Annotated in this window: 22 protein-coding genes; 4 read left to right on the forward strand and 18 right to left on the reverse strand. The window is 45.6% G+C overall.

Annotated elements, in window-relative coordinates; translation table 11 throughout:
- Window positions 1-213: 213 nt before the first annotated feature.
- The 8 genes from B4C70_RS04690 to yvfG form a co-directional block, all read right to left on the reverse strand.
- A complete protein-coding gene (locus tag B4C70_RS04690) occupies window positions 214-1557 on the reverse strand; it encodes a sodium-dependent transporter (protein WP_290777256.1) in 1344 nt (447 codons plus the stop codon).
- A 170-nt stretch (window positions 1558-1727) separates the two neighbouring features.
- Window positions 1728-2600 (reverse strand): diacylglycerol/lipid kinase family protein, encoded by an 873-nt coding sequence (locus B4C70_RS04695; RefSeq protein WP_290777258.1) that lies wholly within the window; start codon window positions 2598-2600, stop codon window positions 1728-1730.
- Complete coding sequence (locus B4C70_RS04700) at window positions 2597-4114, reverse strand: ABC transporter permease/substrate-binding protein (protein ID WP_050677416.1); 1518 nt, start codon at window positions 4112-4114, stop codon at window positions 2597-2599. The genes B4C70_RS04695 and B4C70_RS04700 overlap by 4 nt, the downstream gene beginning before the upstream one ends.
- Entirely contained in the window at window positions 4111-4842 is a 732-nt protein-coding gene (locus tag B4C70_RS04705; RefSeq protein ID WP_035396921.1) for an ABC transporter ATP-binding protein, read from the reverse strand. The genes B4C70_RS04700 and B4C70_RS04705 overlap by 4 nt, the downstream gene beginning before the upstream one ends.
- A 184-nt stretch (window positions 4843-5026) precedes the next feature.
- Window positions 5027-5662 (reverse strand): 3D domain-containing protein, encoded by a 636-nt coding sequence (locus B4C70_RS04710; protein ID WP_290777260.1) that lies wholly within the window; start codon window positions 5660-5662, stop codon window positions 5027-5029.
- Between the two features lie 686 nt (window positions 5663-6348).
- Complete coding sequence (locus B4C70_RS04715) at window positions 6349-6558, reverse strand: hypothetical protein (protein WP_023468601.1); 210 nt, start codon at window positions 6556-6558, stop codon at window positions 6349-6351.
- A gap of 60 nt (window positions 6559-6618) precedes the next feature.
- Window positions 6619-7230 (reverse strand): NUDIX hydrolase, encoded by a 612-nt coding sequence (locus tag B4C70_RS04720; RefSeq protein WP_133207477.1) that lies wholly within the window; start codon window positions 7228-7230, stop codon window positions 6619-6621.
- The gene (gene yvfG, locus B4C70_RS04725; RefSeq protein WP_023468603.1) at window positions 7227-7448 is read right to left on the reverse strand and encodes a protein YvfG; all 222 of its coding nucleotides are present in this window, start codon (window positions 7446-7448) and stop codon (window positions 7227-7229) included. The genes B4C70_RS04720 and yvfG overlap by 4 nt, the downstream gene beginning before the upstream one ends.
- 88 nt (window positions 7449-7536) lie before the next feature.
- On the opposite strand from yvfG, the gene B4C70_RS04730 reads away from it, so the two are divergent.
- Window positions 7537-9111: an FAD-dependent monooxygenase gene (locus B4C70_RS04730; RefSeq protein WP_290777262.1), complete on the forward strand. Its 1575-nt coding sequence runs from the start codon at window positions 7537-7539 to the stop codon at window positions 9109-9111.
- Window positions 9112-9144: 33 nt separating this feature from the next.
- On the forward strand, window positions 9145-9462 hold the full coding sequence (locus B4C70_RS04735; protein ID WP_214746220.1) for a hypothetical protein: 318 nt from the start codon (window positions 9145-9147) through the stop codon (window positions 9460-9462).
- A gap of 44 nt (window positions 9463-9506) precedes the next feature.
- On the opposite strand, the gene B4C70_RS04740 is transcribed toward B4C70_RS04735, so the two are convergent.
- The 7 genes from B4C70_RS04740 to recU form a co-directional block, all read right to left on the reverse strand.
- Window positions 9507-10061 carry a nuclease-related domain-containing protein gene (locus B4C70_RS04740; RefSeq protein ID WP_290777266.1) on the reverse strand — a complete coding sequence of 185 codons (555 nt, stop codon included), beginning with the start codon at window positions 10059-10061 and terminating at the stop codon, window positions 9507-9509.
- A 129-nt stretch (window positions 10062-10190) separates the two neighbouring features.
- Complete coding sequence (gene gpsB, locus B4C70_RS04745) at window positions 10191-10505, reverse strand: cell division regulator GpsB (RefSeq protein WP_023468607.1); 315 nt, start codon at window positions 10503-10505, stop codon at window positions 10191-10193.
- Window positions 10506-10510: 5 nt separating this feature from the next.
- Window positions 10511-11071, reverse strand: a complete 561-nt coding sequence (locus B4C70_RS04750) for an SLOG family protein (RefSeq protein ID WP_023468608.1) — start codon at window positions 11069-11071, stop codon at window positions 10511-10513.
- A complete protein-coding gene (locus B4C70_RS04755) occupies window positions 11068-12273 on the reverse strand; it encodes a ribonuclease H-like domain-containing protein (protein ID WP_290777270.1) in 1206 nt (401 codons plus the stop codon). The genes B4C70_RS04750 and B4C70_RS04755 overlap by 4 nt, the downstream gene beginning before the upstream one ends.
- Entirely contained in the window at window positions 12270-14534 is a 2265-nt protein-coding gene (locus tag B4C70_RS04760) for a DEAD/DEAH box helicase (RefSeq protein ID WP_290777272.1), read from the reverse strand. Before B4C70_RS04760 ends, B4C70_RS04755 begins: the two co-directional genes overlap by 4 nt.
- Window positions 14535-14637: 103 nt before the next feature.
- The gene (locus B4C70_RS04765; RefSeq protein ID WP_290777274.1) at window positions 14638-17280 is read right to left on the reverse strand and encodes a PBP1A family penicillin-binding protein; all 2643 of its coding nucleotides are present in this window, start codon (window positions 17278-17280) and stop codon (window positions 14638-14640) included.
- A gap of 20 nt (window positions 17281-17300) precedes the next feature.
- On the reverse strand, window positions 17301-17927 hold the full coding sequence (gene recU, locus B4C70_RS04770) for a Holliday junction resolvase RecU (RefSeq protein WP_035396916.1): 627 nt from the start codon (window positions 17925-17927) through the stop codon (window positions 17301-17303).
- A 74-nt stretch (window positions 17928-18001) separates the two neighbouring features.
- Between recU and B4C70_RS04775 the strand changes: the two genes are divergently transcribed.
- Both B4C70_RS04775 and B4C70_RS04780 read left to right on the forward strand, forming a co-directional pair.
- Window positions 18002-18304, forward strand: a complete 303-nt coding sequence (locus tag B4C70_RS04775; protein WP_290777276.1) for a DUF1798 family protein — start codon at window positions 18002-18004, stop codon at window positions 18302-18304.
- A 175-nt stretch (window positions 18305-18479) separates the two neighbouring features.
- Window positions 18480-19394: a DUF3800 domain-containing protein gene (locus B4C70_RS04780; protein WP_290777277.1), complete on the forward strand. Its 915-nt coding sequence runs from the start codon at window positions 18480-18482 to the stop codon at window positions 19392-19394.
- A 186-nt stretch (window positions 19395-19580) separates the two neighbouring features.
- On the opposite strand, the gene nth is transcribed toward B4C70_RS04780, so the two are convergent.
- The 3 genes from nth to asnS all read right to left on the reverse strand — a co-directional run bounded on the left by nth (window position 19581) and on the right by asnS (window position 22185).
- Window positions 19581-20237, reverse strand: a complete 657-nt coding sequence (gene nth / locus B4C70_RS04785; RefSeq protein ID WP_058704905.1) for an endonuclease III — start codon at window positions 20235-20237, stop codon at window positions 19581-19583.
- 4 nt (window positions 20238-20241) lie between these two features.
- Complete coding sequence (locus B4C70_RS04790) at window positions 20242-20820, reverse strand: DnaD domain-containing protein (protein ID WP_023468616.1); 579 nt, start codon at window positions 20818-20820, stop codon at window positions 20242-20244.
- A gap of 75 nt (window positions 20821-20895) precedes the next feature.
- On the reverse strand, window positions 20896-22185 hold the full coding sequence (gene asnS / locus B4C70_RS04795; RefSeq protein ID WP_174316766.1) for an asparagine--tRNA ligase: 1290 nt from the start codon (window positions 22183-22185) through the stop codon (window positions 20896-20898).
- Window positions 22186-22205: the final 20 nt, after the last annotated feature.

Consider the following 22205-nt stretch of genomic DNA (forward strand, 5'->3'; position numbering starts at 1 on the left):
GTTTACGTGTCTTTATTTTAACATTACGTAACGTCTAACAAAAAGTTTCCCGTTTTTCCGAAATGTTACGCCTCGTGTATTTATATTTCAACATACTTTTAAAAATATCGCATCAGACCGAAGAATGAACTATTCGTTCTTTCTTTCGCATGATTCTTTTGACAACAAATAAGGTAGTCGACAAAATTGTCGACTACCTAAAAAAGTAATCAATTATCCGAATAATGGCCATACAAGGATGATCAAAATCGCGATTGGACTCAAGTAACAAACACTCACACGCCACACAGGTACGATTTTTTTCATGAATGGACTCGTCACGAGTTCCTGTTCGACAAGAGCACGATCGAGCTTGTACCCAGCAAAAATCGAAATCAGTAAAGCACCAATCGGCATTAAAATATTCGAGACAAGGAAATCAACGCTGTCAAAGAACGTTTTCCCCATGAATTGAGTATCACTCAACATACCGAACGAGAGTGCGGACGGAATTCCGACGATCGCAATCGCAAGTGTCGCAAGCCATGTCGTCCGCTTTTTATCACGCGATGTCGCATTTTCCTTACGATCCGTTAATGAAGCAACAACGACTTCAAGCATAGCGATCGATGAAGTGATCGATGCGAAAGCAAATAGAAGGAAGAACAGTGTCAAGAACACCGAGCCAAACTGGATCTGACTGAAAACAGTCGGCAATACGATGAAAAGCAATGCCGGTCCTTCTGCAGGGTCAAGACCCGAAGCAAAAACAGCTGGGAAAATCGCGAATCCAGCTAATAATGAGACGGCGACATTCATCGCGACGATCCATGCGGCGGAACGATTAATCTCGCCACGTTCCTTCATGTAGGAAGCATACGTCAGCATCGCCGATACACCGAGCGATAAGGAGAAGAACGCTTGGCCAAGCGCACTCAGGACAGAAGTTCGGTTGAGGACCGAAAAATCAGGCTGTATGAAGAATTTAACACCTTCCATTGCACCATCAAGTGTCAATGATCGAACGACAAGGATGATGAAGCACACGAATAATAATGGCATCATGATTTTACTCATTTTTTCAATACCGGATTGAACACCACGTAAGACGATCCAACATGTCAAAGCGAGGAAAATCAATTGCCCTGAAATGACATATAACGGTGAGGCGGAAATCGTTCCGAACAGTTCACCAAGTGAACCACTATTCATCGTCGTTAAACGACCAGTAAACCCAAGAATGGTATAAATTAAGACCCATCCGCCAATGACGCTGTAGAAAGACAGCAACAAGAAGCAGGCGATGACACCAAGTACACCAATGAATGTGAACTTCTTATGACCAAGTGCCGAGAACGCTTGAAGTGCCGTTTTTCCACTCGTACGACCGATTAAAAATTCGGCAATCAAAACAGGTAGTCCAAGTAGCAAAGTAAACACGAGGAACAAGAGTAAAAAGGCGCCTCCTCCGTTCGTTCCAGTCGTGTACGGGAATTTCCAGATGGCCCCCAGACCAATCGCAGATCCCGCTGCTGCTAAAATAAATCCAATTTTTGAAGCCCATGCGTTTCCTTTCATGGTGCTTCACCTCCTTTTCAAAATACTTTTTCATTGTACAGAAAGAATCTGTGAAAGTCATCCTTTATCAAATATTTTCTTTAAAGCGTCAAAGCATAACCGCATATATGTACTGAAATATAAAAAAGAAGGTCGTTTTTTATGACGACCTTCTCTTCATTCGTAATTTATTATTGTGTGCCTCCATACATGCGCAGGTACTCCGGCAACACTTTAACTGTAACCGGCGTATGGATGGCTTTCTCACCATCTGTATCAATGACTTTTGCATCTTTTGTTTTCAGCTGAAAACCACTCGTCAAGATATGTATAAAGGAAGGATCATTAGCAAGACCAATTTTTTGAAGGATCACATCTCGAATGGTTGTCAAGTTTACTTCATCGACGATCACTAAATCAAGTTTCCCGTCATTATAGGCTCCATCTGATAAGTTCGTCTCGATTCCACCGAGTGATTCTCCGTTTGCCGCAAGAATGAGAACCGCTTCGCCGGTCATGTGACGACCTTCATCTAAAATTAATTCATATTCGAATGGTTGTGCTTCTAGACTTGAGCGAATCGTCGATAGATAATATCCCATCTTCCCGAGACGTGCTTTTTCTTCTGTATCGATGCCAATCGATGCCTCTGCGACAAGACCGACACCAAGAAAATTCAAGAAATAGCTATTTTCGACTTGTCCGAGATCGACCTGAACAACGTGTTGCATCGCGATCGCTTCCGCAGCAAGCCGAGGAGCCATCGGTAAACCAAGCGTTCGAGCGAAGTCGTTACAGGTCCCTCCAGGAATGATGCCGAGTATCGGGCGATCATCCAGTTTTGCGACCCCGTTGATTGTCTCGAAAACCGTTCCATCTCCGCCGATGACGACGACCGCATCAAATGCGGACGACTCCTCCGCAAATTGCATCGCATCTCCAGCTTGCTTCGTATTCTTGATGACGATTTCATCGAATAATGTACTTAATGGTTCGATGACTTCTCCAAGTAACCCCGTGCCGTTTGTCCCAGCTGACGGGTTACTGATCAGTAAAAGTTTCATTGAATGACGCCTTCCTTCTTCAGGTAATCACGAGCGACCTCATTCGCCGTCTTCCCGCCGTATGCGACAGCTTCATTCATTTTTGACATCTCTTCATCTGAAATTTTACCTGACAATTGCTCAAGTGCTTGTTTTACTTCTGGATACTCCTCGATCGTCTCTTGTCGCAGAAGAGGAGCTCCTTCGTATGGAGGGAATAGTTGCTGATCATCTTTTAAGACGACCATGTCGTATTTCGCAATCTCCGGATCTGTCGAATAGGCATCAATGACATCGATCTCACCTGATTCGATTGCTTTATAACGCAATTTCGGCTCCATCGTGACGACCTTCTGGAAGTTGACATCATATTTATCTTGAATCCCTTTATACCCATCCTGTCGATCCTTAAATTCTAACGTGAATCCAGCCGTCAACTGATTCGCGACCTGTTTTAAATCAGAGATCGTCTTCAAATCGTAGCGTTCTGCTAATTTCTTTGGAACAGCTACAGCATAGGTATTGTTATAGTTCATCGGTGGTAGCAAGGCTAACTCTTGTTTTTCAAGACCGGCTTTTGCTTGTTCGTACACTTCTTTTGCATCATTCGACTTCGGTTTTTCATTCGTCAAACTAGCGAGCACCGTTCCTGTGAACTCTGGATACGCATCGATATCACCTGACTCGAGCGCCTTGTAGACAAACGTCGTCTTCCCGAAGTTTGGTTTGACTTGCACCGTCAAGTCCGTTTCATCTTCGATGACAATCTTATACATATTCATTAAAATTTCCGGTTCTACACCTAGTTTTCCGGCGACGACGAGATCTGGTCGTTCACTACGCCCGAACGCAAATGGTGCGGCGACGATCGCGACCATCAATACGACTGCCGTCACGAGACGTGCTGTTTGTCGTTTACGTGTCGCTACTTCCGTTTGACGTAACAATCCATCAAATAAAAGTGCGAGCAGTGCTGCTGGAATCGCACCCAGCAATAATAGATAGTTATCATTGCGGTCAATCCCGAGGAGAATGATGGAGCCTAATCCCCCAGCACCGATCAGGGCGGCAATCGTCGCTGTACCAATGATCAGTACCATTGCTGTTCGAATCCCAGCCATCATGACAGGTAAAGCTAGTGGGAGCTCGACTTTCCAAAGGCTCTGCATCGGAGTCATCCCACACGCTCGTGCTGCTTCCTTGATCGAAGGATCGACTTCGGCAAGACCCGTGTAGGTATTACGAACGATTGGTAATAAGGAATATAAGACAAGTGCAATGATCGACGGGACTGTACCGATCCCGACAAGCGGTATCATCAAGCCGAGTAATGCGAGTGATGGAATCGTTTGGATGACTGAGGTCACACCAATCGACCACTCGCTCAAACGCTTGTTACGTGATAAGTAAATCCCAAGTGGAATAGCGATCACACAGGCAATGAGCAAGGAGATGACAGATAATTGGATATGTTCGATCAACGCTTGAAGCAATTCAGTCTTCCGGTCTTGATACGTTTCGATCAATCCATTCATTCGACACTCCCCCTGACTTGACGCATGAATTCTTGAACGAACGGATCGTTACTTGCTAGTACCTCGTCCTTCGTACCGATGAAAGCAATCTCTCCAGCGTTCATCAGACAGATGCGACTCCCTAGTTTCAACGCTTCATTCATGTCATGCGTGACGAACAAAATTGTTTTACCAAGCTCTTCGTTTAGATGCAACAAATCATTTTGTAATTGTTCCCGTGAAATGGGATCAAGCGCAGAAAATGGTTCGTCCATCAAGATGACGTCTTGTTCTGCTGCGAGTGCCCGCATAACCCCGACACGTTGTTGCTGTCCACCAGAGAGTTCACTTGGATATTTTTTCTTAAGTGAGGTGTTTAACCCAGTCAACCGAAATAATTCATCGACCCGTTGTACTACTTTCTCCTTATTCCACTTCAATAACTCAGGTACGACGCTGACGTTCTCCTCAATCGTCATATGTGGAAAGAGGGCAATCTGTTGTAAGACGTAGCCAATTCGCCGACGAAGTTCATGTTCATTGATCGACATGATCGGTTCACCATCGATCCAAATTTGTCCTTCCGTATGATCAATCAATCGATTAACCATTTTCATCGTCGTTGTTTTACCGCATCCTGAAGGACCGATCAAACAAAAAATCTCGCCTTGTTCAACCGTAAAATTCACGTGTTGCACTGCCTTTGTTCCGTCTGCATACGTTTTGCCGACATCCTTGAATTCAATCACGAACCATCCCTCGTTTCCCGGTTTATTATCTTTGTAAAATTCCCCTTTCTTGGACATTCTAAAACCTATTCCGTCCACTCTTTCCCCTGTTTTCTAAATCCAACATCGAACAGATCGTTATTATATTCTTCATCAAAACAAAAAAGACGATGGAAACTATCCATCGCCTACCCATATACGCCTCTTACTCGAACGTCACCGTGACATGACGGCGACCCCATTCTAAAGCTTCTTGTTTTGAACCGACAAGAAGATCCATGATTTTTCCTCGAATCGCACCACCTGTATCGAGCGCAATCGCATCGCCGAAACCTTCTACATGTACCTTAGTTCCAAGCGGTACGACCGATGGATCGACAGCAACGATGCGACGTCCTTCGTATGTAATCGTATTCGTGACGTCATAACCAGATGCCGTTAAGGCACGACCATTATACAAACGGCTTCCATTGTTTTCTGGATTCGTCGTATATGCTGTCGTCTCAAACGTTTCCGTACGCTTTGTGGAACGGTCAGCGTTTGCTTGTGTTCGACTTTGTTTCTTTACCTGTCGTGTTTCCTTTTTGGCTTCTTGTACTGCTTTTGCTTTTTGCTCTGCTTCTGCTTTTTGCTTAGCCAAGGCTTTTAGACGCGCTTGTTTTTTCGCCTCTGCTTGTTCACGCTTCTCTTGCGCAGCTTGACGCTTCATCTCTAATGGATTTTGTACGATCGTTTTCTCCGTACCGATCCCGATTTGTGCTGCCGACGCTTCGTGATGCGGCAAAAGAATAAATATGAATCCCGCTAAACAAAGGGATAAAAGGAATGATGTTCGTTTCATGTTGATGCCAACCTTTCTCGCCGTTTTACGACCCGCACAACGTATCACGGTGACAAATAGTTTGAAAAGCGAACACCATGAATTGAAATATATCTGTCAAAAAGTAACGAAATGGTTACACGCTTACAAAAAACGCTCTCAATCGTTGTGTATCAACGTTTTTATATTTTGTAACCGTTCTGTTACGAATTAATCTTCGTTACTCTTTTGTAATAAATGTATCTTTTCGATGTTTTCAGTCATTTTGTCCAATTCTTCAAAAATCAAAAGAATGTAGGATTTCATTATTATTCAGTTCGCTGGATGAACATAAAAAAAACATACCAATTATGTGGTGTGCTGAGTTTGCAAACAAGATGGTCCTGCGGAACCAGTTGTTCCAATATGATGGTGGTATGTTTTAATCGATGATGGTGATCTCTTTTACCCATTATGGGAAGTCTTCCTCCTTCTTCGTTTCTACTTTTTTATACCGAAAGAAAGAGGCGAGAAGCGTTTTGTTCAATCGAAATCTCTTCCTAGAGAAAAACAAGCAGGAGCGACCCTGCAACGAAGTGAAGCGGCGAAATGCTTGTCCCAGGAAAACGATTCGAGATGAACAAAAAAGCGCAATCTTTCTCGTTAAGAGAAAAATTACGCTTTGTCTTAAGTCTGAGCAAACCAATTATGTGGTGTGCTTTCATGTATTATTTTGTTTTGCGCTCTAGCAATTCAATCTCTGACTTTAATAAAACTTGTTTTTCAAACTCTAAGCCGAGTGCCTCAAAGTTTTTCGTGTGGGATACATCACCAACGACCGTATTTGTCAATACTGCCGTTACTTCCGCCACCCAGCCTTCTTTCGTTTTTACCATATCGCCAACGATATAATCGAATAACTCTTCTGTTTCTTCCATTTGACTCATCTCCTGACACGTTCAATTACAGTTAATCATATAAAATAACGACCGAAAAAGCTAGTCACGCGTCAATTGAGCTAAGAACTGGCGCAAGATTTTAGCAGTTAGTCCCCAAATCAGATAGTCCCCGTGCTCATAAAAATGCTCCGTGACTGTATACGTACGATCCAGATAGGCTTCTCGATTCGCCATTCGTTCGGTCGGCACTTCCTTACCAGGGCGAATCCGCCACTCCATATCTCCTTTAATCGGCTTTGAAGTCATCAATTCCGTTAATGACACGAGAAACACATGATCGACTTCAGCCGGCGAAGGATTAAAGTCTGTCGCATGGAGAATACCAAGATACGGGTAAATGATCGACCGGTTCGGTGTCACGAGTGGTTCAAGCGTTCCAATCACTTCGATTTCAGAAGCACTGACATTTAATTCTTCAACCGTTTCGCGGACAGCCGCTGCTTTCGGTAATTCACCGCCATCGATCCGACCACCCGGAAAAGCGATTTCACCTGGTTGCGAACGTAATGTCTTAGCTCGTACTTGAAATAACAAATAGACTTCGCCATTCTGTTCGACTAACGGAACGAGTACAGCTGCCGCATGACGAGGTAAACGTTCTTCAGAATCTACGTAATGCTTTCGGATATCGGCTAAGTTCACCTGTTTCATCGCCCTTCTTGTGCAACGTGTTGGTACGCCTCTTCCAGATGGCGCATACGGACGATGAGATCCGCATTCTTAGCAATCCGGTCCGATAAAATCGATCCTGCTACCGTCTTGTAATAGGCGTTTAACGCATGTCGTTTCGTCAGATGTGCCTCATTCTGACGGATATATTCTTTAAAATTCGCAATCAATCGTTCTGTCGTAAAAAGTTGTTCGTTCACAAGTTTCATCCTTTCACACGTCAAGCGTGTCATCAATAGTTTAATGGTAACGAGTTTTGGCTAAGATGTAAATTAAGGGGGGTTATCCGTGAATAAAAAATTAGATGTCCTCATTATCGGTGCCGGACCAACCGGTTTAACACTCGCACTCGCACTCTCACGCTATGGATTATCCTTTCGCATCGTCGAACGTGCAAGCGGACCATCCGTCGTCTCAAAAGCGATCGGGATTCAAGCGCGTTCTCTGGAGTTGTTCGCAAGGCTTGGTGTTGCAGAAGACTTGATGGAGAATGCAATCAAAATCAATCAAGGAAACCTCTATGTCAATGGTGCATGGCAGGCAAAACTTGATTTTACGGATTTGAATACACCTTTTCCGTTCGTCACGCTGTTGCCTCAAAGTGAGACCGAACGGATTCTTGAAGCGCAACTCGCCAAATATGGACACGTAGTCGAGCGCGAAACAGAATTAACAGGGTTTGCTCAATTTCCAACATTCGTTACAGCATCCTTACAACATAAAGGAGAAACAGAGACGGTCGACGCTTCCTTCATCATCGGAGCAGATGGTGCAAACAGTTTCGTCCGTCGTGAGCTCGGGCTTCCGTTCAGCGGGAAGTCGTTTAAAGAATCGTGGGCACTGGCTGACATCGAGGTCGACTGGCCGCTCTCTTCTGAGGAAGTTCATATCTTTTTCTCTGATCATGGCGTTATCGAGTCATTCCCTCTCCAGTCGAACTTGTTCCGGATTACCGGCAATCTAACGAGCGGACCTGTTCCGACCGACCAAAAAGCGATTGATGACTTTTTACAAAATCGAGCCAAAGTACCGTTTGAGCTCAAAAAAGTCCATTGGTATTCCATGTTTCGCGTCCATAATCGGATTATCGAGAAATTCGGTCACCACCGGATTTATTTGATTGGGGATGCAGCACACATCAATTCACCCGTCGGTGGTCAAGGAATGAATACCGGAATTGCTGATGCGATGAACCTCGCTTGGAAACTATGGTGTGTCCATCAGTTCAAGGCGAGTTTTCCATTACTTGATTCTTACAGCGTCGAACGTCGAGAAGCGGCACAAGGGATTTTACGATCAACCAATCTTGCAACGGAACTCTTGCAAATCAATATTCCTTTTTTATTGCCCTTGCAGGAAAAAGTCATTCGAAATAGTCTCAAGATCGCACCCTTACATCATTTCGTGACGAACCGAATTGCACAGCTTAACAGCCACTACCCAGCGAGTTCGACCTTCGTCACACAAGGACACTTTAGTCCATTGACACCAAAACCAGGCGAACCGATGCCTTACAGTGAAGTCGTTCACCCGCGGACGAAAAAGAACGAACTATTGTTACGTCGTGCCGATCGGAATTTCTTATTACTACTGTTCTTACCAAAAAATGCAACCGATGATCTTCTTGAGCCATTCAAGGAACTCGCCTATACCTATCCCGATCTATTTGAGACAGTACCGATCCATCAATCCCTTAAAGAGGATGGTGTCGTCGATCAAGGCGGTGAACTGGCACGACGCTTTGGCATCAAGCAATCCGGATTATATTTAATACGCCCTGACGGTTATATCGCGTATCGCCAACAAGGTTTGAAAAGTAAATCGTTCGCCCGCTATGTTGAACGTTTACTTTATGCGCGTTAACTCGGTATGATAGTAGGTGAGGTGAAGGCAAAGATGGATATACAGCTAGTTCGAACGGTTTTAATCATTTTTTTAGTCATTGCATTTCTCGTCATCGTCAGCAGACGAACGAAGGAAAACCTTCGATGGTCACTGATCGGGGAAGCATTTGGTGAAAAAGGAGAAGATTTATTAAAGGACGCTGCGCGACTTGAAGCAGCTGACTTAGAGATTCGAGTCGAACGCGGCATCAAAACTTCGTTTTTATTCCGACGTTTTAGTAAAGACTTGGATGATCGCGTAGCGGTGTATGTCTTGAAAGAAGACTTGGATCAAGCTGAAGACATTCTTGCGTCTCGACCAAGACGATGAATTCAAACGAAAAGGCAGTGAAGCGGGCGCTTCACTGCCTTTGTTCATTCCTGTTGTTGCGCGAGATAAAACGCAACTTTTTTTCGTTCTTGCTCTTGAACAGGGGAGGATTTCTTTGAGATGATGAACGCCCGCACATCTTTAAAGCTGTGCCCCGTCGGGAATTTAATTCGTTCCGTCCGCATCTGTGGTGCATTCGGAAAAAGTGTAATGCCATGAATCGGAATGATGATCCCTTTTTTTTTTAGCGTTTTTCGAACCGCTTGAACGATTTGTTTCGACTGATGGATGGGATGAGGTGCAAACACTTTTCTTCCATGCTCAGCATCCATGACATGGCAAGATTCCTCCGTCATCCATTCTACGACCGCATCGTTTTGTAACACGAGGAACAATCCTTTTGGTCCGATCAGCGCAAAAGGAATGACTATCGTGTCAGAAAGACGAATCCGATCAAACAACATCCAATCAAAACGGCAAACATGACGGATTTCATTACAGAGTGCATCCGTTTCACTCGTCGTCGTACTCACTTGTTTGCTTGCAAAAAAACGACGGCGCGGTGGTTGAGGAACAAAAGCAGTCATGACTTGTAACATGGTTCATCATCCTTTGTAGTATGTATTATTAGTTATCTTAACACCGTTTTCATTCAGATGACGATTCTTTCAAAAAGAAGGAAATAAAAAAGACACTTCTGATCTGACAGAAATGTCTTTTTTGATGCGTCAATCTTGGTGCGGACGTCCGAAAACGGCCTTCTCTAGATTTGAAATACGACGTAACATGTCATAGTTCGATGAACTTGATACTTGTGGCTCCGCTTGCTCGACGCGGCGCTCTTCACGTTTTACCGGTTGAGCTGGTGCTTGTTTTAACGCCTCGTTCTCTTTCTTCAGACGTTCGATCTCACGTTCGAATCCTTCATAATCTTTAATGATTTGATCCAAATATCCATCGACATCTTCGATGACATAGCCACGGAGGCCGGTTTTGAATTCCTTTTTGTAAATATCGTCCGCTGTCAACAATGGCTTATACATCCTCTTCACTCCCACTGATCATTGTATTGTAATTCTTGTTCGAGCCAAGATAAATCATCTTGTGTAATTAAAAACAACTGATAATCGGATTGTTCCATTTCTATTCTAGCACGCTCTACTAAAAATTTCGCTGATCCTCCATGTTCTTCATCAAAAACCGACAATAATCCTTGGCTTTTTTGAATCATAAACTCGGTTTTATTACGTAACTGCGATGGATCCGTATACGGTTTCTGGCTGATTGCTTCGACGAAGTCAGCTTGTTCAAGAATGGAAAGGTACTGCGCTTGAACTGGCTCTTTCCAGCGTGCTTCCTGTTCCAAGAAAGGCAAAAGAATACCGAGACGAATATGGGGATACTCTTCCTTTAATTCAAGCACGACCTCGCATGCCCAGATTTCGCAACCCGGTGAGGCATTCGTGATAAACCACTCTGTGCCTCGATCCTCAATTAAGCGAATCATTCGCTCACGATATGCTGCCTTTAATACCCGGATACCAGGGTGTTTTTGATCAAAGATACCTAGTTCATTGGGTTTGTATCCTGTGATGGCGACAACTTTCACACGTCACACTTCCTTTTCAACCGACGTCCTCGATGATCCAGCTCTGCTAAGATTCGTTCTTTTTTAGTAATCAACCAATGATGTCGCTCGACGTGTTGTCGTGCTCGTTCCGTATAATCATAAGCAAGCACTGGATCTTTTGCAATGTGCTCTGCCCACTTCGCAAGCTCAACATACCCTAAATAACTGTCGCTCTTCAAGAAACACTCTCGAGCTTGTTCATGGTTCTTCATTTTTTTATGCAAATATCCTTGGCGCAACCATCCATCTGCTGATAGTTCTTTGACTTGTTGAAAATGAGCGTGTGATCCTTCATGAATTCCGAGATCTGCCAGCCAAATCGCGATGTTTTCTTGAATCGGGGAAGGCGCCTCTGCTCGATGTGTGACGAGTCGGTTGCACGCATCATAGAGTCCGACAAGCGTCAGACAATCATCCAGATGATGTTGCAAGACCCCTGTCATGATATCCGGATGCTGGTGTTCGACGTACTGAAAGTAATGCATCGGTGCCAAAAATCCAGGTAAATCCCCTTCCCGTTCAAATCCGATTCGCTCTTCCATCGCTGTCAATCGATAGGAATCATACATTCCTTTAAAGATTCGTCGCGCGACATGAAGTAAATCGAGATGACCGACTTTCGGCAAACGCGGAACACGTTCCCGAACGAAGACATGACGTGTCTTGATTTGCGGCCAATCAAAACTTTTCCCGTTATAGGTCACAAAGCGGACATCATCTCCGATATCGTGCAGGAAGTGATGGTAAAAGGCAGCTTCAAAGTGCGGATGCGGTAAGAAATATTGTCGCATCAGCAATCCGCCCTGCTCAAAGCGCGCGAACCCGAGTAAAAAGATCGTCGTTCCGGTTCCTCGTAATCCTGTCGTCTCTGTATCAAAGAAAATGACTTGCTCGAGCGGGACATCTAACGCAAGCGGCGGATGCGGCAATTGTAAGGACTCATACACTTCAGCAAAGCTTCGGTCTCCATGTCGATCTGTTAATGCATATCGCTTGTCGATCCTGACAATCCACTCTTCTTCGAACGTCAAGATATCGGCCCCACGATCAATCCAGGCTTGCTGTTCGTCAGTCCACCCGATTGGTGTTTTCAGCGTCTCCACTTCAGGAGCGGAAGACACTTGATCCTCCGGTGCGGCGTCTGATGTAGATTTCAGCATACGTCTAAGACGATTTTTCATGATAGTTCCTTCTCCATTTCTGCTAACAACTGAATCGTTCGTTCTTTTTCGTCTGCTACGCCAACCATACCGATACAAGCAGGACAACCGTCCTGACACGGGCATGTGACGATCGAATCACGGGCGGCACGCAACATGACACCGCGTTGCTTATAAATCGACTCCGCGAGACCGACACCTCCAGGATAACGATCATATAGATAAACAGTCGGCTGTTGCGTGTGTGTCGCCTTGACTTGTGGCACGACGAAGACATCACTGGCATCACACATCAAATAAAGCGGCGCGACACGTCTGAGACTATTCGCAATCCCTTCTAATACTTGTTCGAGCTCTGTCGAAGAGCGTGCGTGATCGGGTAACGTGAACCAGACACCTGTCGTATGAATTTCTCGTTCCGGTAAGTGAATTGGACCTGACCCGATGTTCTCATGCGTACCGAACTTAATCTTCTTAAACATCGTCGCCATCCCCCGGACGCTGACATCACCGCGCGCAACACTATATTCTCCCTCTGCATACTGTTCATCTTCTTCGAGCACGGAAAGATCGACTGAAAAATTAGCATCCGTATAATAATCGACGTCCACGGCACGGACGAACGCTTTTTTCTCTTCAAAATCCAAATGCTCAACTTGGTATTGATCAGCTCCGTGAAGATAAATGGCCTCGTCATGTAACAACGTCATCGCACTAAAGGTGTCCATTTCACCGATGACTCGATTCGGTACCTCGGTCTGATCGACGATGATGACGTTCTCTTGATCACTCGACCGAAGCGATATTCCATGAGCTGGAAACGCATCGTTCATCCAATAAAATCGATCGCTACGTTCGTGCAGGACACGCTCTTCGACTAAGTATTCGAGGATATCTTCCGTCTCGAGCGTTCCAAATGATTCTCCTTTCGTAAAAGGCAGTTCAAACGCTGCACATTTGACGTGATCGACGGCAATGATCAGATTATCTGGATCAAGTCGGGCTGCTTCCGGGGATTGATTCAAGAACAACTCTGGTCGTTCTGCGACATATTGATCGAGCATACCGGAAGAAGCGACAAGAATGATTAACGCATCATCTTGTCGACGTCCCGCGCGTCCTGCTTGTTGCCAAAGCGAAGCAATCGTTCCCGGATAACCATTCATGATACAGACTTGCAGTTGACCGATGTCGACACCAAGTTCGAGAGCGTTCGTCGAGACGATACCGGTGATCTCTCCTTGACGTAACCGTCGTTCGATATCGCGACGCTCACTCGGTAAATAACCGCCCCGGTACCCTTCGATCGATCGCGGACCGAGCTCATGCGGATAGATGCTTCGTAGATACGTCAGTAAGACTTCAACGCGAACGCGTGACCGTGCAAAGACAATCGTTTGGAACTTTTTCTTGATGAAGCGCATCGCCAGTTGTTTCGTCTCAAGCGTCGCTGAACGTCGAATGCCGAGTTGTGCGTTGACGATCGGTGGTTGATAGACGAGAAAATGTTTTCTACCAGTCGGCGCACCGTTGTCATCAATCAAACCGACTGTTTTTTCCGTCAGGCGTTCGGCTAGTTCCTGCGGATTAGCAATCGTCGCACTCGTCATGATGAAGACGGGATCACTACCATAATACCGACAAATCCGTCGCAGGCGACGAATGACATTGGCGACATGACTACCAAACACACCACGATATGTGTGAAGCTCATCGATGACGATATACTTTAAGTTCTCGAACAGTTCGATCCATTTCGTATGGTGTGGTAGGATGCCTGAATGTAGCATATCCGGATTCGTGATGACGATATTACCAGCTTTTCGTACTTTTGTTCGAATCGTCGGTGACGTATCTCCGTCATAGGTAAAACATCGGATCGGTGCCTCTAATTGATCGATCAGTTCAAGTAATTCACTATTTTGATCCTGTGCGAGGGCCTTTGTCGGATAGAGATACAATGCCCGCGCATTCGGATGCTCGAGCAGGTGCGATAAGACCGGTAAGTTAAAACAATAGGTCTTTCCGGAGGCAGTCGGTGTGACGATGACCGTCGATTCTCCCGCTTGTACACGTTCAAACGCTAACCCTTGGTGACGGTACAATTGCGTGATCCCACGTGTGCGAAGGGCTTGTCGTAAACGCTCCGGGAGTCGTTCTGGAAAATCGACATAGCGCCCAGCTGTCGCTTCCATCGTTTTCATATACGTAATCCGCTCCATGAACGAGCGGTCCTGTTTCAATTCTTCGAGAAATGCAACGAGCGTTTGTTTCGCTTGCATGCCTTCACTTCCTTCCACTTCTCATTATACAAAAAAAGAGGCAAGACCAAAGAACGAACTACTCGTCTTTGGTCTTGTCTACTTTACAAGTGACGCTCCTTTATTAATCTTCAGAGTCATCTCCACTGTTATTCGGATTGTTGTTTCGTTCCGTCGAACCATTCGAATTATTTTGCGCGTTTGCTCCATCATTCGAATTCGGTGCATCTGTTGCTGGTTCGTCCGTCGTTGGCTCGTCCGTTGCCGGTTCATCCGTTGTCGGTTCGTCCGTTGTTGGTTCATCCGTCGCTGGTTCGTCCGTCGTTGGTTCATCCGTCGTCGGCTCGTCCGTTGCCGGTTCATCCGTTGTCGGTTCATCTGTCGATGGTTCGTCCGTCGCCGGTTCATCCGTCGTTGGTTCATCCGTCGATGGTTCATCCGTCGTCGGTTCTTCTGCTTCAGGATCGGTAACCGTTACCGTCGTCGAGACCGGACCTGATTCCTCTCCAGACGCTTTCGCTACGACTTGGAACGTTGACCGTCCTGGTTTCAAACCATTGATGGCAATTCGATTCGTCGTGCTCGTACCTATCGTTGATGATTCACCGTCAGCATCTGTCATCGTCACTTCAAACGATACATCGTCATACCCATTGGCACGAAGCGCAGCATCGTTATAGTTCCAAGTCAGTTCACCGCTCTTTGTGTCTTCATCGTAAGATGCTTGTAATCCAGTCGGAGCGGGTACCGTCTTTTTTTCAACGACAGGTTCCTTCGTCCCTTTCACGTACAATTCGTTTCCGATACTGAGGACAGAACTAGGTTGTTCAAATGGTGCTGGCGTACGATCACGTGTCTTCGTGATGAAGTCTTTCCAGATTTGCTGTGCCATCGTACTGTTGTACGGACCGCTAAGTCCGGCTCCATTGTTGTTTCCGGATTTCGTCGTCCCAGTCCAGACACTGATTGAGACATCCGATGTATATCCTGCGAACCAGACATCTTTATAGGCATTCGTCGTTCCTGTCTTACCGGCTGCATCAAATGACAATCCAGCACTCGGGAACGTACCACCTGGTTTTAAGACGTCACGCAACATGTCCGTCAACATATACGCTGTATAGTCTTCCATTGCCTTTTTCGATTTGATTGGTGATTTGATTTTCGATCCATCACTATACTCAATCGATTTGATGACGTGTGGCTTGATATAATCGCCACCATTACCAAGTGTGGCATACGCTCCTGCCATCTGTGTCGTATTGAAACCGTGTTTCATCCCACCAATCGCATACGCAGGCGAAATCGACTCATCGTCTTTCATCTTTAAGCCAGATTTTTCAGCGAACGCCTCAACTGAATCACCGCCGATTTCTTGATACGTTTGGATGGCCGGTGTGTTTGCCGAAATTTTTAACCAGTGGCGGATCGTATTCGTGCCACGGTATCCATCGTAATAGTTACCAATCTCTTTTCCGTTGACTTCTGTCGGTTTATCCGTCAATTGTTTCGCAGTCGACCACTTATCATTTTCGATCGCTGGTCCGTAAGCGAAGAATGGTTTTGCGGACGATCCCGGTTGATGCGGTTCATTCGCAAAGTTTCGTCGCGCTGTGCCTTTACCTGGATTTTTACCATCAACGACCGCAAGGATTTCTCCAGTTTGCGTGTTGACCGCTGTCGCAGCTGTTTCCGCATATTCCGGTAACTGAACGATTTGGTCTTTCTTGATCGCTTCATTCATATAGTCGTGCATCGGTTTATCGATCGAAGTATAGATCTTCAACCCTTGACCGTAGATGTCTTTTCCTTCTAAACCAAAATCATCTTCTAACTCTTTTGATACCATATCGAAGATGACGCTGTCGTACGATTCATCCTTCGTCGACTTTGGCGCCGGATTGATTAATTTTGAGATCGGTTGTTTGACTGCCTTGTCTCGTTGCGCTTGTGAGATGACGCCTGTCGTCAACATCGCATCGAGAACTTGTGTCTGGCGCCATTTCGTCAGTTTTGGATCTCCTTTAATTGGATCGTATGCGGTCGGACGTTGCGGCAGTCCTGCGAGCATCGCGGCTTCCGCATAATTCAACTTATCAACTGATTTGTTGAAGTAAGCTTTTGAAGCCGTCTGAATCCCAAACGAGTTTTGACCATAGTAGTTTTTGTTCAAGTACATCTCTAAAATTTGATCTTTTGTATAGTCCTGCTCTAATCGGATTGCGAGCCATTGTTCTTGGACTTTCCGCGTGACCGTTTTATCGAAGCTAAGGAATGATTGTTTGACGACCTGTTGTGTGATCGTCGACGCTCCTTCCGATCCGAAACCATCCGTCACGTTCGCGATGATGGCTCCGCCCAGACGACGGAAATCGATTCCGTTGTGCTGATAGAAACGACGGTCCTCGATCGAGATGAATGCGTCTTTAACGACTTCCGGTACTTCATCGATTGACACGTATTCTCGACTCGTTCCGCCTTTCGTAATCTCTTCCTTATTGCTCGCATAGATTTTCAGTGGCAAAGCATCTCGAAGTTCTGTCTCATCGAGCTCAGGTGCCGTAGCAATCGCGTAAGCGGCAAATCCACCTCCGACTAACATCATGACGATGAATAATCCGGTAGCGATCAGCAATAACTTTTTCCAAAGTGGACCTTTCCCACCGGAACCTCCACCTGACTTTTTCTTTTGGGGACGTTTCGTCCGTTTCATCTTTTTCTCAGATGACTTCGTCTCTTCACGACGTGCGACACGACTTCTTTCCATATGCTATCCTTCTCCTTCAATCAAAAAGTGTCTGAATTGAAATATAGTTCGTCCACTGCCTTTAAATAATCGATGGCAGGGTACGCGCCAGTCTCGACTTTGATACCGTCTCGTTCAATGACCGTCAGCGGAATTGATTTTCGTCCGCTTTCTAGCTGATCCCACCAGGGGAACACGTGCTCGACTGAAAGCACATATTGCACATTATACAGACTGAAACGAATGATGACAAAACAAATTCCTCCATGTTCGACACATTGACGCATGTGTGCGATTTGATGGGGGTGAAAATTTTTTATCGGGAAGGACGTTTTATTCGTCGTCTCCTTCGCTTCGAAATCAATATATTTTCCGCGATAAACACCGTTATAGTCCGTCGTCGACGGTTGCTTGAAATAGGCTTCCTTGACGACCGCTGCCGACCGTTTCGGATAATCAACTTGGACGATTTGTAACGGAGTGGGTTTCTTGTGAATGATTGCCCGATTATGAGTCAGGTAAAACGTATTACTTTCATTCAATAATTTTTCGAGCGTCATCCCTCGATTCGAAAAGGTGGAATCGGTTGATCGCGCCTTCTTGATTCGGGTTCCATGCGACTCGAGTGGCTTTTGAAATTTTTTCCCATTCGGGTAATTCAAAACGATTCCCCTCCTATCGCGTTTATTGTACCATGATATGTGATTGTACCGTATCGGCCGAGAGGAGTAGTTAAAAACAAATGACAATTGAACCGTTATTACAAGAGATTGAACGTATTTATCAAGAAGGACGTTCCGGAACCGAATATGACTTCAATCGAGACGTCGTACCGTTCGTTGAACGAGCGGATCAACTGATTGCACAGTGGCAAACGAATGCCCAAGATAGTCCTTACTTACGACCTAGCATGGTCGAAAGCGCCGTTGATCAACTGAAGCAAATTTCCGTCCAAGCATTTCAGCCGAAAACGAGTCTGAAACGCTTCAATGAAACGATTAAATCCGTTCGTTATATCGATCGCTTAATGAATGGTGAAGAATAACAATTTAAAAACAGGAATTATCTTCCTTAAGTCGAACACCTAATCATACGAGAGAATGTTTCTACGGTTTCACTTATCAGGCTATGGCTTTTCAGCCGCCTAGCGTGTAAAGTGGCATCAAGAGCATTTCTTTCGAAAAGACTGTGTAATTATTGTGCAATTGGAGGAGATTCATTTGAACAAACGGGTACAATCGAACGTCAAAGGCGTTGACGTCAAAGGATTTCCTAAGAATTCGACCCCTGCCCCGAAGAAATACATCATGTTCGTCGACGAAACTGGGACACCGAAGGGTAATACACAATTCAATTTAACGGGTGTCTTGATGGAATATAAATATGCCATCGATTCAGACGAGACCGGTGAACCAAGTCCGCTTCGTCAACGTTTGATGGATTTTAAGGCAAAAGTTTTTGAAGATCCGCATATTCCCCTTCATCTGAAGGAAATTTTAAAAGCTGAGCATCCTTATGGTAAAGAAGATGGCATCACGATCGATATGTTACGTCATTTCTGGATCGCCTTGCCGGAATTTTTAGTTGATATCGATTGTACGATCGTCAGCGTCGAAGTCGATAAACAGAAGCTACAAGACTTCTTCTCGACACCGAAGGATCCGTATGTCGTTGCCTTCGCCCATCTGATGAAGTCGTTTTATTCCTTCCTCGATGAGACAGAAGCAACGAGTGCGCGTGTCGTTCTTGAAAGCCGTGATGATTATCAAAACTTGCTCATTCAAAAAGCGTTCTTCGATATCTTCAATTCGGGAACGGTCCATCTCGACGTCGAAAAAAGCCGTCAAAAAATCAAAGGCTTCATCTTTGCTGAAAAAGACAGCGGCCTCTACCAATCTGGTCTTGAGATTGCCGACTTGGTCTGCTTACCTTTATCTCGCGTCCGTCGTGGTGTCATCGAGGTAAAACCACGGTTTGTCCATTATGGGGACGAAAACCGTATTTTTAAAGCCATCAAAGATAAGATTTACATTCGACGCGATAGTCCGGACCAAGATTTCCGAAACTGGGGATTCAAAAAAGTACCGATCACGAAAAAGCGTCGTGAATGGTCCGATACTCCTTGGAATGGGTAATGACTCAAAAATTAGTCTCTACAAAGATAAGGGTGGCAGAATGATCTGTCACCCTTATCTAATAGAAAAGAATGACTCGTCTTTTCACGCTCTTTCCTCAGGTCTTGTTTGTCTCTAACAGCGCAAAATGCGCTTTTCCTGTAGGAGTTGCGTGTGACGAGTCATTCTTTTTTGAGTCTATCCCTTTTAGGGTGTAGCTATTCCTTTTGTCCGCTTTTTCCCCTCTCGACACATGTCGAGTAACGGGCACGCTTCACAGTTCGGACGTTGCGCCTTGCAGTGATACCGTCCAAAGAAGATGAATTGATGATGGAGCTTTGACCAACGCTCCCGTTTGAAACGACGCATCAGTGTTGCTTCGACCTGCGTGACATTATCCTTCCAGCGACAGATCCCGAGGCGTTTCGAGACACGTTCGACATGTGTATCGACCGCAAAGGCCGGTACATCAAAGGCGACAGATAAGACGACATTCGCCGTCTTGCGTCCTACGCCAGGTAAGGCTTCGAGCCCGGCGCGTTCCGTCGGGACTTCTCCGTCGTGTTGCGCAAGGAGTTGTGCCGCAAGCGCCTTGATGTTTTTGGCTTTATTCCGGTACAATCCAAGTCGTTTGATTTTGTCCTCGATTTCCTCGACGGGTGCCGCAGCAAGCGACGCAGGATCCGGATACGCTGCGAACAACCCAGGCGTCACTTGATTGACAAGTACGTCGGTCGCTTGTGCACTGAGTGCGACCGCTACGACCAGTTCAAACGGGTTGCGATGAATCAACTCACAAAATGCATCTGGAAACATCTCTTCTAACGTTGCTTCAATCCGATCGATTTCTGCCTTTCGTAACATTTCCTTAACCTCCCCGCCCTGCGAGATCCTCAAGCGTCTTGATCCCTTCACGTTCCCACGTCCGTAAAATTTGATTGATATAGGTCATTTTGCGGACATTATGATAGACCGCTTCTCGAAGTGCGGCAAGTACTAGCTCTTCCGAAATGTTCTCGATCGTCAACCACTGAATGATCTGCTCCATCTGAAACGGTGACATCATCCCGAGTTCACGCTCGAATTGTTGGAAGACGGACGGATTGATCGTATCAAAGTTCGGTGCTTCCTGTTCCGGTGGTGCCATCAGCTTTTCGTAAAGCGGAACAAGCGAATAACGTTCAGACCCGTTGACGTTCTCCATTGCCAGTAATCCTTTTTGTAATAAACCGAGTGTCGTCTCGATCGTTTCCGTCTCGGATAGTCCAAGTCGATTACTTAACTCTTCCGGTGACGGCATCTCCATGCCCTCTGCCCGGCAAGCAAACAATTGACCAATTAACGTGAACTCGACAAAACTGATGCCTAACCGTTTTGCTTCGGTGAACAATCGTTTCGGTAAGACGACCGTCCCTTCCTCGAATAATTGCACTAAATTATGATTCATCGTATTTCCTCGATTCTCTAGTCTAAACAAGAAATCGACCCGTCGAGACGATGGGTCGATGTTTTTCCTTACTGCTTATGGATAGAGGCGGTTTAGCAAACGTGGGAACGGAATTGTTTCCCGAACGTGCTCGACACCTGTGATCCAAGCGACTGTCCGCTCTAAACCAAGACCGAAGCCACTGTGTGGAACAGAACCGTATTGGCGTGTTTCGAGATACCATTTATAAGCACCTGTCTCGTCAAGACCATGTTTCTTCATCTCAGCGAGGAGTTTTTCATGATCTTCTTCACGTTGTGAACCACCGACGATTTCCCCGTATCCTTCAGGGGCAATCAAATCATCACACAAGACGAAGTCTGGGTTTTCCGGATCTTCTTTCATGTAGAACGGTTTGATTGCTTTTGGCCAGTGCGTGATGAAGACAGGACGTGCGAAGCTGTTTGCGATTGCTGTCTCGTGTGGTGCACCAAAGTCATCACCGAATTCGATATCGTCGAATCCTTGCTCCTTGAGCATATCGATTGCTTCTGTGTACTTGACGCGCGGGAACGGTGCTTTAATGTTTTCAAGGACCGTCAAGTCACGTCCAAGCAACTCAAGTTCCGCACGACAGTTTTTCAGTGCTGATTGCACAAGGTGTGAAACATAGTTTTCTTGGACTTCGAGGTTCATCTCGTGATCGTGGAATGCCATCTCAGGCTCCATCATCCAGAATTCGATCAAGTGACGACGTGTTTTTGATTTTTCAGCACGGAACGTTGGACCGAACGAGAAGACCTTTCCAAGTGCCATTGCTGCCGCTTCCATGTAAAGCTGACCAGATTGTGAAAGGTACGCATCTTCATCGAAATATTTCGTGTGGAACAATTCTGTTGTTCCTTCTGGTGCGCTACCTGTCAAGATTGGCGGATCCACTTTGATGAATCCTTCTTGGTTAAAGAATTCGTACGTCGCACGAATCAATTCGTTCCGAACGACCATGACCGCATGCTGGCGCTTTGAACGCAACCAGAGGTGACGGTTATCCATCAAGAAGTCCGTTCCGTGTGCTTTCGGTGTGATCGGATAATCGATCGCTTCATGGATGACTTCGATTTTTGAAATTTCCATTTCATGACCGATTGCTGTCCGACCGCCATCTGATTTGATGACACCGGTCACCCATAGTGATGATTCCTGCGTTAAGCCTTTTGCTTGTTTGAATAAGTCTTCGCCGACCGTTTCTTTGACGACGACACCTTGCATGAATCCAGAGCCATCCCGAAGTTGGAGAAATGCGATTTTACCGCTTGAGCGTTTGTTTGCTAACCAACACCCGATCGTCACTTCTTCTCCTACATATTTGTTTACATCCCGAATCATTGCTTTCAACAGTCAACATC

Origin of the sequence: Exiguobacterium sp. UBA5002 (assembly GCF_002396765.1) — a bacterium.
In the GTDB taxonomy this organism is placed as follows: domain Bacteria; phylum Bacillota; class Bacilli; order Exiguobacteriales; family Exiguobacteriaceae; genus Exiguobacterium_A.

Coding starts and splice junctions, on each gene's coding strand:
- B4C70_RS04690 (WP_290777256.1), bottom strand. CDS start 1,557: ATGAAAGGAAACGCATGGGCTTCAAAAATTGGATTTATTTTAGCAGCA.
- B4C70_RS04695 (WP_290777258.1), bottom strand. CDS start 2,600: ATGAAACTTTTACTGATCAGTAACCCGTCAGCTGGGACAAACGGCACG.
- B4C70_RS04700 (WP_050677416.1), bottom strand. CDS start 4,114: ATGAATGGATTGATCGAAACGTATCAAGACCGGAAGACTGAATTGCTT.
- B4C70_RS04710 (WP_290777260.1), bottom strand. CDS start 5,662: ATGAAACGAACATCATTCCTTTTATCCCTTTGTTTAGCGGGATTCATA.
- B4C70_RS04715 (WP_023468601.1), bottom strand. CDS start 6,558: ATGGAAGAAACAGAAGAGTTATTCGATTATATCGTTGGCGATATGGTA.
- B4C70_RS04720 (WP_133207477.1), bottom strand. CDS start 7,230: ATGAAACAGGTGAACTTAGCCGATATCCGAAAGCATTACGTAGATTCT.
- B4C70_RS04735 (WP_214746220.1), top strand. CDS start 9,145: ATGGATATACAGCTAGTTCGAACGGTTTTAATCATTTTTTTAGTCATT.
- B4C70_RS04740 (WP_290777266.1), bottom strand. CDS start 10,061: ATGTTACAAGTCATGACTGCTTTTGTTCCTCAACCACCGCGCCGTCGT.
- gpsB (WP_023468607.1), bottom strand. CDS start 10,505: ATGTATAAGCCATTGTTGACAGCGGACGATATTTACAAAAAGGAATTC.
- B4C70_RS04755 (WP_290777270.1), bottom strand. CDS start 12,273: ATGAAAAATCGTCTTAGACGTATGCTGAAATCTACATCAGACGCCGCA.
- B4C70_RS04760 (WP_290777272.1), bottom strand. CDS start 14,534: ATGCAAGCGAAACAAACGCTCGTTGCATTTCTCGAAGAATTGAAACAG.
- B4C70_RS04765 (WP_290777274.1), bottom strand. CDS start 17,280: ATGGAAAGAAGTCGTGTCGCACGTCGTGAAGAGACGAAGTCATCTGAG.
- B4C70_RS04775 (WP_290777276.1), top strand. CDS start 18,002: ATGACAATTGAACCGTTATTACAAGAGATTGAACGTATTTATCAAGAA.
- nth (WP_058704905.1), bottom strand. CDS start 20,237: ATGTTACGAAAGGCAGAAATCGATCGGATTGAAGCAACGTTAGAAGAG.
- B4C70_RS04790 (WP_023468616.1), bottom strand. CDS start 20,820: ATGAATCATAATTTAGTGCAATTATTCGAGGAAGGGACGGTCGTCTTA.
- asnS (WP_174316766.1), bottom strand. CDS start 22,185: ATGATTCGGGATGTAAACAAATATGTAGGAGAAGAAGTGACGATCGGG.